General features: G+C 32.2%; 13 protein-coding genes. All 13 read left to right on the top strand.

The genetic code is table 11. The features are described from left to right. The first annotated feature begins 74 nt into the window (after positions 1-74). The 13 genes from CHB80_RS12305 (at position 75) to CHB80_RS12245 (ending at position 12,476) form a co-directional block, all read left to right on the top strand. On the top strand, positions 75-2,588 hold the full coding sequence (locus CHB80_RS12305; RefSeq protein ID WP_089371764.1) for a M14 family zinc carboxypeptidase: 2,514 nt from the start codon (positions 75-77) through the stop codon (positions 2,586-2,588). Between the two features lie 101 nt (positions 2,589-2,689). Further along, entirely contained in the window at positions 2,690-3,148 is a 459-nt protein-coding gene (locus tag CHB80_RS12300; RefSeq protein ID WP_089371763.1) for a hypothetical protein, read from the top strand. Positions 3,149-3,218: 70 nt separating this feature from the next. Continuing rightward, positions 3,219-4,061: a GNAT family N-acetyltransferase gene (locus tag CHB80_RS12295; RefSeq protein WP_089371762.1), complete on the top strand. Its 843-nt coding sequence runs from the start codon at positions 3,219-3,221 to the stop codon at positions 4,059-4,061. Positions 4,062-4,094: 33 nt separating this feature from the next. After that, complete coding sequence (locus CHB80_RS12290; RefSeq protein ID WP_089371761.1) at positions 4,095-4,754, top strand: hypothetical protein; 660 nt, start codon at positions 4,095-4,097, stop codon at positions 4,752-4,754. A gap of 139 nt (positions 4,755-4,893) precedes the next feature. After that, positions 4,894-6,480, top strand: coding sequence for a glycoside hydrolase family 30 protein (locus tag CHB80_RS12285; protein ID WP_089371760.1), 1,587 nt, complete (start codon positions 4,894-4,896; stop codon positions 6,478-6,480). Between the two features lie 104 nt (positions 6,481-6,584). Next, positions 6,585-7,361: a tetratricopeptide repeat protein gene (locus tag CHB80_RS12280; RefSeq protein ID WP_089371759.1), complete on the top strand. Its 777-nt coding sequence runs from the start codon at positions 6,585-6,587 to the stop codon at positions 7,359-7,361. A 139-nt stretch (positions 7,362-7,500) separates the two neighbouring features. Next, positions 7,501-8,385 carry a hypothetical protein gene (locus CHB80_RS12275; protein ID WP_089371758.1) on the top strand — a complete coding sequence of 295 codons (885 nt, stop codon included), beginning with the start codon at positions 7,501-7,503 and terminating at the stop codon, positions 8,383-8,385. Positions 8,386-8,393: 8 nt separating this feature from the next. Further along, the gene (locus CHB80_RS12270; RefSeq protein WP_229746846.1) at positions 8,394-9,080 is read left to right on the top strand and encodes a DUF6624 domain-containing protein; all 687 of its coding nucleotides are present in this window, start codon (positions 8,394-8,396) and stop codon (positions 9,078-9,080) included. 45 nt (positions 9,081-9,125) lie between these two features. After that, on the top strand, positions 9,126-9,758 hold the full coding sequence (locus CHB80_RS12265; RefSeq protein ID WP_089371757.1) for a hypothetical protein: 633 nt from the start codon (positions 9,126-9,128) through the stop codon (positions 9,756-9,758). Positions 9,759-9,843: 85 nt separating this feature from the next. Then, positions 9,844-10,362, top strand: coding sequence for a GNAT family N-acetyltransferase (locus CHB80_RS12260; RefSeq protein WP_089371756.1), 519 nt, complete (start codon positions 9,844-9,846; stop codon positions 10,360-10,362). Between the two features lie 126 nt (positions 10,363-10,488). Continuing rightward, the gene (locus CHB80_RS12255) at positions 10,489-11,253 is read left to right on the top strand and encodes a hypothetical protein (protein WP_179218147.1); all 765 of its coding nucleotides are present in this window, start codon (positions 10,489-10,491) and stop codon (positions 11,251-11,253) included. A gap of 21 nt (positions 11,254-11,274) precedes the next feature. Further along, positions 11,275-11,922 (top strand): GDSL-type esterase/lipase family protein, encoded by a 648-nt coding sequence (locus CHB80_RS12250; RefSeq protein ID WP_089371755.1) that lies wholly within the window; start codon positions 11,275-11,277, stop codon positions 11,920-11,922. Between the two features lie 188 nt (positions 11,923-12,110). Further along, entirely contained in the window at positions 12,111-12,476 is a 366-nt protein-coding gene (locus tag CHB80_RS12245) for a DUF2200 domain-containing protein (protein WP_089371754.1), read from the top strand. The last annotated feature ends 2 nt before the right edge of the window (positions 12,477-12,478 follow it).

Here is a 12,478-nt window from a genome sequence, read left to right as displayed (position 1 = left end):
AAAAAATAAATGAACTTATATCCACTCATCCCCTATTATTTTTTGCCTATTTTTAGTCTACTAAAACTTTGTGTATGAAACGTTCGTTACTCATTATTATTCTTTTTTTATCCGCTTTCGCGAAAGCGCAAGATTATTACTTTGCAGCATATGCTCCTTTTCAACAAAACATCCCGACACCAGAGCAGTTTCTAGGTTATGGTATTGGAGATCAACATACACGTCATGATCAGATTGTATCTTATTTAGAAAAACTAGCCGAAGTATCAGACCGTGCTACGATAGCTGAATATGGACGAACACATGAAGGCAGAAAATTAGTAATGCTTACTGTGACCACTCCAGAAAACCATACCAATCTAGAACGTATTAAAACACAACATCTTGCTTTTACAGATACTTCACAAAAAGCTACAAATTATGATCAGGTTCCTGTTTTTATACAACTAGGTTATAATGTACATGGTAATGAACCATCTAGTTCGGAAGCGGCTTTACTAACAGCCTATACTCTAGTTGCTTCTCAGCATGCTGATATCGTTAACTACCGTAAAAATGCTATTATTTTTATAGACCCTACTATTAATCCTGATGGACGTGATCGCCATACACAATGGGCTAACAGCTTTAAAGGATCGCCGCTTGTCTCTGATAATATAGATGCAGAACATACCGAAATGTGGCCACGAGGTCGTACCAATCATTATTGGTTTGATTTAAATCGTGATTGGTTATTAGGAATCAATCCTGAAAGTCGCGGAAAATTAAACTGGTATCATGAGTGGTATCCAAATGTGGTAACCGATTTTCACGAAATGGGCACCAATAGCACACACTTTTTTGAACCGATGCTCCCAATAGGAAGTTTAGATCCTATCATGCCAAAGGAAAATTATGAAGACCTCAACAACCTATTTGCACCCTATTTTGCAGATGCCTTAGATCAAATCGGGTCTTTCTATTTTACTAAAGAAGCCTTTGATGGCACCTATCCTGGCTATGGAAGTTCGTATCCCGATTTACAAGGTGCTTTAGCTTTACTTTTTGAGCAAGCCAGTAGTAGAGGGCATTTACAAGACACCGACTTTGGAACCATTTCTTTTCCATTTACCATTCGTAATCAATACACTTCTAGTTTTGCTACCGTAAAAGCTGCTGTCGAAAATAAAGCAACCTTACGCAAATACCAGCAAGATTTTTTTGTATCCGCTTTCGCGAAAGCAAAAACAGATCAGGCTGCAGCCTACGAGTTTGGAGATCCTAATGACCGTAATCGTACCAAAGCATTTATAGACAAACTCTTATTACACCGCATTAAAACCTACAAAAAAGGAGATGGCCGATATGTAGTACCGATGGCACAACCACAAAAACGTATGGTGCAATCTTTCTTTGAAACGTATAGTACATACAGAGATAGCGTCTATTATGATGCGAGTGCATGGAGTGTTGCCAATTTTTATAATATGCGTTACAAAGGGTTAAATAGTGTACCTAACCTACGAGATGAAATTACTAGTACCGAAACGATTGCTACTGTTACTCCAGTTTCAAAAACAAAGTATGCATACTTGATTAATTATGATGATTATAATGCAACTGCATTACTATATCATTTACAACAGAAAGGAATTATCGTTTCGACAGCTTTTAAGCCGTTTACTGCAAAAACGCAGCGTGGTACCATAGATTTTAATTATGGAGCGCTTCTAGTGCCTGTAAGTAGACAATCTATGGATGCAACAAAGGTACACACTATTGTCTCGGAAGCGCAACAGCGTTATCAGGTGCCTATTTATGCCACAAATACTGGTTTTAGTGTCAATGGAATTGACCTAGGTAGCCGAAATTATGTAAAAGTAGATACACCTAAAGCGGCTATGCTTATTGGTGATGGTACAAGCTCGTATGAAGCTGGAGAGGTATGGCATTTATTAGATACACGTGTGCATATGCCCATCACTAAAATCCTAATGAATAACTTCCGATTTGCAGATCTCAGCAAGTACAATACTTTAGTCATGGTTTCTGGAAATTATAGCAGACTCTCAGATGGGGATGTTCAAAAGCTTAAAACGTGGGTATCACAAGGGAATACACTTATTACTATCGGAAGGGCTACTTCTTGGGCGATTAATAGAAAAGTGGCTACTGGAAAACTAACTGAAAAGAAAAAGGATACTAGTAAGGTCACAGAGCGTAAAAATTATGTAGATGCACGTGCTAATCGTGGGAAACAACGTTTGGGAGGTGCTATTTTTGAAGTAGACTTAGATCTTACACATCCGCTTGGATTTGGGTATCGTTATCGCGATTTGCCTGTTTATAAAAATAATAATGTGTGGTTAGCACCTAGCAAAAGTGAATATAACACCGTAGCTAAGTATACTAAAAACCCACATATAGATGGTTTTATTTCTGAAGAAAATCTAGAAGATAATTTAAAACCATCGGCTTCACTAGTTGTGAGTCCGCAAGGGAATGGTCGCGTTGTTCTTTTTGCTGATAATCCTAACTTTAGAGGGAGTTGGTATGGTACAAATAAGTTGTTTTTAAATGCATTATTTTTTGGGAGTTTAATCAACTAAATAATACGATATGCCAACGGAATGTTGCTGGTTGTACGTTGTTTTTTGTAACATGCGGAGCACAAAAAAGAACGTACTTTCCGTTACCTGTAAGTAAAAAAATGGAAAGGTTTTCAAATAGTACTGAAGCTTACTGGAATCAGATTCAAAAAGAGCTACTGAATGGATATGATTCTAAAGATTTTCGATTTCAATATCTCGAAATGGGACAACTTTTGTCCCATGGTTTTTCAATAGCACAAACAAAAAGAAACTCCACACAACTTATAGTAAAAGTTTGGGATGCTGCATATGATAACAAGAGATTTAGTAAAAGGATTTTTAATCTAGATAGATTGGCAATAACTGACAAAAAAGTTGAATTAACAGGACAAGAGCTAGAAAGGATTAATAGATTATTAAATACTAAACTTGATCTTACAAATTGGGGAGGGATCGTTCTTGATGGGCTATTTTGCCAGTTTGAAATTAACAATAAAAAAATGGACTGGAATGTTAATGAAGAAATTAATGATAACTTAACTGAACTAGTTGAACTATTAAGGAGTAAAGTTAGATAAAACATAAAAATATGTAAGCTCATATTTATGTTTTATAGAAGAGGGTGCTAGTTATAATTGAGAAAATCAAATGGAAATAAAAACTTTAGAGGGAATCAGTAAAAAAGAAATCTTAAACGTTTTTAATGATTCTTTTGCTGACTATTTCATCCCATTTAAATTAACAGAAGAACAATTAGCATCAAAAATGCTAGCTGATAAAACAGATCTTAGCGTATCTGTAGGTGTTTTTGAAAACGAAAAATTAATCGCTTTCATTTTACATGGTTTTGATACAATTAACAATCAGAAAGTAATATACAACGGAGGAACTGGCGTTATTCCTAAAAAAAGAGGTTTTGGATTAACAAAACAAATGTATTTTTTCATTTTACCAATATTAATAGAAAAAGGAATAAGCAAGCTAATGCTTGAAGTAATTATTGAAAATATTCAAGCTATTAAATCTTATGAGAAGTCTGGTTATAAGATCAATAGAAATCTCTTGTGCTATAAAGGAGAGGTTGTCATAACAAACACTAACAGTACTATAAAAATTGAGAAATTACAGGACTATAACTGGGAATTAATGGAATCTTTTGGCGATATTCAACCTACTTGGCAAAACTCAAAGAACGTTATCAATAAATTAATATATAACAATGTATCATTAGGTGCCTATTTTGAAAATCAATTGGTGGGTTATATTATTTATAATCCAACGAATAAACGAATTCAACAAATTGCCGTAAAGAAAGGTTTTAGGCAAAAGAAAATAGCCTCTACATTAGTTTTAGAATTGATCAATACGTTTGGTAATACTATTTCAATAATTAATGTTGACAAAAGTTCGAAACCCATAAATGCATTTCTACATAGTATAGGACTTAAAACGAATCTTGAACAATTAGAAATGGAGTTAGATCTTGATTAAAAATAGTAGTGATAAATAGGTAATAATATTGAAATGTTACATAAAAATATTTTGAAAAGAATTGAGGCTTTGGGTGGAGAGGTATCCAACTCCAATCCTACTTCATTAGAAGATTTTTTTCTTTCTTTAAAATTTAATAATCCGCTTTATCAAAATCCTGAATATATCCCAACTACAACTAATAGATTTAAAGAACCTCTCTTTGATTTGGATAGTTTTATAAAGGAAAATAAAAGTTTATTAAAAACCAATGTAACAGAATTAGACAAAAAAATAATTGATAAATATACATCTTATCAGAAGGGCTGTATAGGACAATACAAGTGCGATGCTACGCTATATACTCCTCTAAAGTATGGTACCGAAGATTATAAAACAACACTTGATTCATATAGTTTTAATAAAGAATGTTTGAAAGAATTAATGCTAGAAGTTCAAAATTCTAAACCTGAATTTGTTGAATTATTTTATACGTGTCAGTTTTTAAGAAATGGTCGTTTTGAAGCTGTTTACTACTATATATGCACATCAGATAAAAATCATGAAAACCCAACAGTTTATACTACAAATGAAGACTGTTATTTTTGTGAAATTGAAAATGAAGGGCCATTAAATATTTTTCTAAATACACTAATGACTAAAGAGGAGTTGCTAAAGATTATAAAAAATAGAATGGAAAATCTCTTGAATTAAATCCTAAAAATGAAAACGCTACCCATAAATTAAAGACTATTAAAGAGTAAGAACAAAAACACATATCCTTTTACAGAATACCACTATATTAACCATATATCTATTATCACTGCTATTTTCAATCAAAAACGAATACATTATGCGACTACTACATACGAACCGTAATTATTTATCAATTATTGTGTTATGTTTTTCCATCTGGAGCTGCAATCAAAAAGCACCATCTCATGATTATAGCATTAATGTTTATCAAACATCACAAACTGGCGATAACTTAAAATTAATTTCTCAGAAAGAGGTACATACAAACGCAAAAAAAATCCATCTTCAACTTTTGCCTGATCAGGAATTTCAGGAGTATATTGGTTTTGGAGCTTCTTTTACCGAATCGTCTGCATGGAATCTTGCTACCATTCCTATTGAGTTACGTGAAGAAGTCCTAACGAACTTATTCAGTCCTTCTAAAGGCGCAGGATTTTCCCTTACTCGAACACACATCAATAGTAGTGACTATTCTAACAATCATTATACCTATGTTGAAAAAGGAGATAAAACCCTCTCAACATTTAGTGTATATGAAGATATGAAAGGGTTTACTGGTGACGAGAATGATCAAGTTCGTGATATTGAATTAGTAGATTCCAAATATGATATCATTCCTATGATTTTGGAAGCTTCTGAAGTACCTGATTCAGATTTTAAAATTATCGCTTCACCGTGGAGTCCGCCATCTTGGATGAAAGCTGGTGAAACTGCTGAAATGACGAATGGTTCCTTACTTCCAGAATATTATGGAATTTGGGCAGAATACTTATCAAAATACGTAAGTGATTATAAAGCGCAAGGAATTAATTTATGGGGAATTACACCACAAAATGAGCCATTGCATGCACATGACGCTCGATGGGATAGTAACGGGTTTACACCTGAACAGGGGCGTGACTTTTTAAGAGATCATCTTGGACCTCAACTTGTAAAAGATGGTCATTTAAATGTTGATGATTTGGAAGCTGGATTGAAAGTACTAATTTATGATCATAATAAATCTACCATGAACAACTATGTAACTCCTACCTATAACGACCCTGAGGCAGCCAAATATGCATGGGGAACTGCATTTCATTGGTATGCAAATTCTGAACTTGATGAAAACAATTGGTTTACTAAAGATTTAGATACGCATAGAAGCTCTTGGCCTGGAAAAGGACTGATCCATTCTGAATCAAGTATTGATATTGATTCCAAAGACCCTATTGGTCAATATTGGAGAGAGAGTACAGATTATGCTGGTACATTTGTACCATTTGATACGTATGCTTATGACATTATTAAAGATTTAAATCATGGAACTCAAGGATATATAGAATGGTGTATGATTCTCAATAACCAAGGACAACCAAATCCATATGATAATTTTAATAGTGCCCCTGTCTTAATAAACCCAAAAACAGATGAAGTAACTTATACGCCTCTTTATTATCTATTAAGTCATTTTAGTAAATTTATTCGCCCACAAGCAGTTAGAATCGGATTAGAAGGAGATAAAGTTAAAGGTGTTATCTATACCGCCGCAAAAAATATAGATGGCTCTTTAGCTGTAATCATTTTTAATAAAAATGAAGAACCATACGAGATATCATTTTCTCTTGAAGAAAATACGTATAGAACAGAAATTGCACCACGAGCTATGCAAACCGTTCATATTCAAAATACAATGTCTAGATAATCTACTTTGGGCAAAAATAGATTAGCTCTTAAGGTTTAGAGAAAATAAAAAGTAACGTTTCACCCAATTACAATACGTATACTAAACAATAAGCTATATTTTAGATGAAGGACATTACAATAAAAATAGTAAAACTTTTTATATTGGCAAGTTGCCAGAATAATACGGTATCTGACTTAGATAAGAAAGAAGCGTTGGAATTAAATAATCAAGCATTAGAGTTTATGATACGTGGGGAATTAGATGAAGCAGAAAAACTTTACAAACAGGCATTTGAAATTGACAAGACCAATCTAAATATTCATTATGATTTACTTGGCATTTATAAACAAAGAAAACAAGTAGACAAAGCTTTAGAGCATGTAAATAAACTATCTAAAGAACAAAAGAAAGCCGTTTATTATTATACGGCAAAAGCAGAAATTTATGCATTAGAAGGCAAAATGGAAAAATCAAAAGAAAATTATATCAAAGCTTATGAATTAAGTGATGTTATTGAAATTAAAAATGAGTTTGATTTAAATCCACTTGTTGGATATGCTATGATTGAAACCTATGCTGGATATAAAGAAAAAGCTGTTGATAGGATAAATGAAGCATTAAAAATTGAATGGTTGAGTGAAGTAAATAAAGACTACTTGGAAACTTTCAGAAACGAATTTGAATTTTATCAAGCAAACGGAACGCTGGAATTTCAGCGTAAAACTGAAATGATTATTTGTACAAAAAATATTGATAGCTTAGAGCAATTCCTCAAAAAACATCATATAAACATTTCAGGAAGTAGTACACCAATCGGGAATAATAAACTAGGCGAAGTACGAGTCAATGACAAATACAGAAATGGTATTGAAAAACTTGGAATAACATTGTGTGAATAAAAATGGATTCAAATGAATTGATAGTAATAAATCATTACGCATCGTTATTTGAGACTATTGGCATTCATTTTGATAGGTACTACTTATGAAAAGTAACTATTTAAAACTTACGAATCCTTGTCAGGAAAAGTGGGAAAACATGAAGCCTAACGCAAAGGGTAGTTTTTGTGATTCATGTTCAAAAAATGTAATAGATTTCGCCCAGTTAAATTCAAATGAGATTTCAAATATCGTAAAAGAGACTAAAGGGTCTATATGCGCTCGTTTCTCTCAAAATCAACTAAATGAGCCACTCATTGATGAAAAATTTGCTAAAGAATATAGCTTTCCATTTTCTAATGTAGCTGCTGGAGTGATGATAGCTACTACATTAACAATGTCTCAAAAAGCACAGGCTGAAACTATACAATTTGAAACTGAATATGTTCAACAAACTGATTCAGGACTGAAATCAGAAAACAATAAACCCCAAACAAGTTCAAAACATAAAGAAAGTAAAGCCACTACATCTTTTAGAGGACGTATCATTTCTATAAAAAATGGAAAGCCTATTGAAAACGCTAAAATTACTTTTGTTACAATTCAAAAAATAGTGAGCGTTTATAGTCAAAAAGATGGAACTTTCTTAATTGAATTACCCGTTGAATTAATAGATAACGATAATGTTATCAGGGTATCATATGAACATATTGCGCATAAAAAAGATATTCCTTTTGGTTATGAAACCACTGATTATATTTTATCCAAACAAGAAATTAATTCTGAATATGTTATAAAAGCGAGGCCTGAAGTGCTATATCTTGGTGGGATTGGATTTTACTCAGAAAAAAGCCATCCCATTGTAATAGACAACGGTATAAAAATTAAATACAAAGATTTTATCAAAGCAAGAGCGGGAAAGAAAAGTAGTTGTAGTCTCAAAAATAAAGATTACTATTATTTTTCATCCAAAACAGCAATTGCGATTTATGGAAAAGAAGCTATACATGGCTTATATATTCTAACTGATACATTTGATAAATAAAACTACATATGACATATCACCAAATGAAATATATCCTTCTTATTAGTTTTCTATTTGCCATAAGTTGTTCTAATAACACCAAATCAAAAGAAGTAGTACAAGCAGATAAGAAGCCTGAAAATCTAATAGCAATTCTTGATACTATTTGGAGAACAGAACAACGTCCTATTACATTAAGAGACTCCTTAATGAAAATACATGGAGATGAATCAGACTTAGTAAAAGAACAGCAAGCCATCTACAAAAGAAATCATATCATTAATGAACAAAAAGTAATTGCTATACTCGATAAATATGGCTGGCCTACAAAAGAAATGGCTGGTGAACAAGGGAATTTCACAATTTGCAATGTGATTCAACACTCCGATAATGAGGTTCGAATAAAATACCTTCCCATGATGAGAAAAGCTGTGGAAGAAAAAAAACTAGAACCCCGATTTTTAGTCAGGGCCGAAGATAGAATTGCTACCGAAAAAGGAGAACTGCAAATTTATGGCGGACAAATGAAGTATTATCCGGAGACGAAAAGCTTCAACCTATGGCCCGTATTAGATCCAAAAAACATAGATAAACGAAGAACTGCCATAGGACTTGATTCAATAGCAATATTCCTAAAAAATAGATTTGATTTTGAATGGAATCTAGAAGAGCAAATAAAACGAACAGCAGAATTTGAGAAAAAAAAGCAGAAATAACATCATAAAATATCAACCTCAACTGCTCTCAACAATTTACAAGCAATGCGTCAACTCATTTTCATCATATTGACTTTAATCTTTTCAAAGACCTATTGTCAGGAAATTGAATATGCTGAAATTAAAAACATTGAATCCCATACTGAACATCCAATTTCACTTGATACTCTAGACATAGCGCATTGGAATCTCTTTACGGAGAGAAAAAAAATAAAAGCTCGAAATTATATTGCTAAAAAGAAAAGTAGAATTAAGAATGATACTTCTCAAGTAGTTCAAATATTATATTACGGATTAGCAGATAAAATTAAAATTATATCTAAAGATAGTTCTCAAATTATTGAAGCAAAAACACCTTCTAAAACATATTCTTATCAGCGATCTTTTTGCTATCCCGTAAAAACAAAAACTTATGAATTAATTTCTTTTGATCGTAATACTGGAATGAAGGAATTCACGATATATTTTGAAAAATCAAAACGCTTTGCTGTTTTAAATATAGATACTAATTTTCCTGAAGTCTATATAATTCCTTATACAGATATACAACTTATAGAATTTGAAGAAGATTCTTTTGGAGCTGAATTAGATGAAAATGGGTTTCCAATGCCTGCAAAAAAAAGATTGGTAAAACAGGAAGATGAAATTATGATTGATTACAGATATCCAAGAAAATAGTTATGATTTTAATATGGATTCTATTAACTTTCAATTTAGATAATAGAAAAAGATTTATAGAAACTTACTAAAACTATAGTTGGCAATGAACGATATTTCATATGAAAAAGCAAAGCTATCTGACGCTCTTAGAATTTCTATTTTACTAAAAACAGTTTATATTCAAACATACGCTATAGATGGAATAACCTTTGAATTTGCAAACTTTATAACGAAGAGATTTTCAACTCAAAATATTGAGAATATTATAAAAGAAAACCCTAGTCAATTAATAGTTGCATCTCAAAATGAAAACCCCGTTGGAGTTGCCGAAATAATTTATAATAGCAACTGTCCAATTAGAGAAATAGCTGTTCCAGAATTAAGTAAATTGTATGTTTTAGAAAGATTTTACGGGAAAGGAATTGGGTTTGGACTTATACAGGAAGCAGAAAAAGAAGTGCTTCATAATGGGTTTACAGAATTCAATCTTGAAGTATATATAAAGAATACAAGAGCTATATCTTTTTATGAAAGGCAAGGATATACTTCAATAGGTAATGTAGATTTTCCAATGGAATTTAATACGTATGAAAACTTAGTAATGAATAAAGTATTGGGTTGAAAGCGTGTAAATAAAAGCAATAACCAACCAGAATATGTGAGTAAGGAAAAGTTCCTTTCGCTAATTCTTAGTGCTCCTACTTAATTTTCTAAAGAACTGCGTATATTTAAAAGATACTACAAAACAATGATCCGTTTTTTAAGAAAAGTAAGACACAAATTGGTTGCAGACAACAAAGTAGGCAAATATCTAATCTATGCACTTGGGGAAATTATTCTAGTTGTCATTGGAATATTAATTGCTGTAGCAATAAATAATAGTCAGCAAAATAAGGTTTTACAAAAAAAAGAGCAGACCTACCTCAAAGGTTTAAAAAGTGAGTTTGTGACTAGTAGATTAAAACTTGCTGAACTGATAGACGTCAATAAGCAAAACTATTTAGGCGCTAAAAAGATATTGGAAGATATTTCAAACCCAAGCACGACACTCACTGAAAAAGAATTTTCTGAATTACTTTTTAAATCTTTCTCTTTTGATATTTCTTTTAATGCAAATAATTCACTTTTAAACGAAATGATTAATTCTGGAAGTCTAAAAGATATTTCAAACGATCAACTAAGGATATATTTAACAAATTGGGTTTCTACGATTGAGGACATTTCTGGACAAGAAAAAGAACTTGGAATTCAAAGAGCTAAGGTCCTTGATATGTTCAGAACCGATAAGAATAGCATCCGAACTATTTTGGAACAAACCAGCCTTAATTCTGGAATCTCTCTCTCTAAAAGAGAGCAAAGCGTTAGCAATTTAAACTTACTTGAATCATTAGAATTTGAAAATAATATTTTAATGTTTTACTTAACAAGTCAAGCAACAGAGCAATCGCATTATATTCCGCTAATGAAACAACTAAACTTAATTTTATACACTTTAGAATTAGAAATCAGATAACACTTTTAAATAGGACCAGATATGCAGCAAATAGTATTGACTTCACTTTTTTTAATCATTTCTACAGCAAACTTAATTGCGCAAGACCCACATCGTTTTGATGAAGATATGGCGAAATTTGCTGAGATGCCTATTCCTAAAGAGAAAGGCCTTACTATTTTTACAGGAAGTTCTAGTATACGTTTTTGGGAAAACCTAAGTGATGATTGTAATGAAGTAGTAGCCATCAATACAGCCTTTGGAGGATCGCATATGTCTGACTTACTCTATTTTATAGACCAGACAGTAATACGATTTCAACCAGAAACAGTGTATATATATGAAGGAGATAATGACATTGCTTCAGAAAAAAAACCAGAAAATATCCTAAAAACTGCTAAGCAAATTACTGCTAAAATTCTAGCATCAAATTCAAAAACAAAGATCTATTTTATTAGCGCTAAACCCAGCCCCTCTCGTTGGCAATATAAAGAGCAATACCTAGCATTTAATTCGTTACTAAAAGCCTATTGCGATAGTAACCAACAACTTTCTTACATAGATGTATGGAACCCAATGCTCGCACCAAATGGACGTCCCATATCAAAGATTTTTATTGAAGATAGCTTACATATGAATAGACAGGGATATCTATTATGGAAAGATATCATCTGTTCTACTACTAAATAGTCATTAGAAATGCCATTTGATGGTACTCATATTTGAAAGTTTATAGACTATAAATATCACAATTTTAATATATATGATGCTGTATACGCTTTCGCGAAAGCGAACTTACGAGGTTCACAACCGGAGGGAGAATGAAATGGTAAAGCGTAATTATTTTTATATATTGTATGTCCAACAAAACCAAAATCATGGCAACAACTCCAGAACACGATGAACGTGTGGCCAATATGAAGTTTTTTTCTGTTTACCCACACTATGTAAGTAAAGTAGAAAAAAAAGGGAGAACTAAAGAAGAATTACATCAAGTAATAGAATGGCTTACAGGTTTTAATGAAAGTGATCTCCAAAAACTCATAGATGAAAAAGTAACTTTTGCGACCTTCTTTGAAAGAGCCAAATTACATCCAAATGCATCATTAATTAAGGGAGTTGTATGTGGCTATAGAATAGAAGAAATTGAAACGCCCTTAACAAAACAGTGTCGCTATTTAGACAAACTTATAGAAGAACTTGCTAGAGGAAGAAAGATGGAAAAGATATTGCGCAAAGCATAATA

It is taken from the genome of Dokdonia pacifica (assembly GCF_900188275.1).
Lineage (GTDB): Bacteria > Bacteroidota > Bacteroidia > Flavobacteriales > Flavobacteriaceae > Dokdonia > Dokdonia pacifica.
The sequence above is the reverse complement of the archived record's forward strand: the minus strand, read 5'-3'. Positions and strand labels throughout refer to the sequence as shown.

Excerpts from the sequence above, each read along its gene's own strand:
- CHB80_RS12305 (WP_089371764.1), top strand. The coding sequence starts at position 75 with ATGAAACGTTCGTTACTCATTATTATTCTTTTTTTATCCGCTTTCGCG.
- CHB80_RS12300 (WP_089371763.1), top strand. The coding sequence starts at position 2,690 with ATGGAAAGGTTTTCAAATAGTACTGAAGCTTACTGGAATCAGATTCAA.
- CHB80_RS12295 (WP_089371762.1), top strand. The coding sequence starts at position 3,219 with ATGGAAATAAAAACTTTAGAGGGAATCAGTAAAAAAGAAATCTTAAAC.
- CHB80_RS12290 (WP_089371761.1), top strand. The coding sequence starts at position 4,095 with ATGTTACATAAAAATATTTTGAAAAGAATTGAGGCTTTGGGTGGAGAG.
- CHB80_RS12285 (WP_089371760.1), top strand. The coding sequence starts at position 4,894 with ATGCGACTACTACATACGAACCGTAATTATTTATCAATTATTGTGTTA.
- CHB80_RS12280 (WP_089371759.1), top strand. The coding sequence starts at position 6,585 with ATGAAGGACATTACAATAAAAATAGTAAAACTTTTTATATTGGCAAGT.
- CHB80_RS12275 (WP_089371758.1), top strand. The coding sequence starts at position 7,501 with ATGAAGCCTAACGCAAAGGGTAGTTTTTGTGATTCATGTTCAAAAAAT.
- CHB80_RS12270 (WP_229746846.1), top strand. The coding sequence starts at position 8,394 with ATGACATATCACCAAATGAAATATATCCTTCTTATTAGTTTTCTATTT.
- CHB80_RS12265 (WP_089371757.1), top strand. The coding sequence starts at position 9,126 with ATGCGTCAACTCATTTTCATCATATTGACTTTAATCTTTTCAAAGACC.
- CHB80_RS12260 (WP_089371756.1), top strand. The coding sequence starts at position 9,844 with ATGAACGATATTTCATATGAAAAAGCAAAGCTATCTGACGCTCTTAGA.
- CHB80_RS12255 (WP_179218147.1), top strand. The coding sequence starts at position 10,489 with ATGATCCGTTTTTTAAGAAAAGTAAGACACAAATTGGTTGCAGACAAC.
- CHB80_RS12250 (WP_089371755.1), top strand. The coding sequence starts at position 11,275 with ATGCAGCAAATAGTATTGACTTCACTTTTTTTAATCATTTCTACAGCA.
- CHB80_RS12245 (WP_089371754.1), top strand. The coding sequence starts at position 12,111 with ATGGCAACAACTCCAGAACACGATGAACGTGTGGCCAATATGAAGTTT.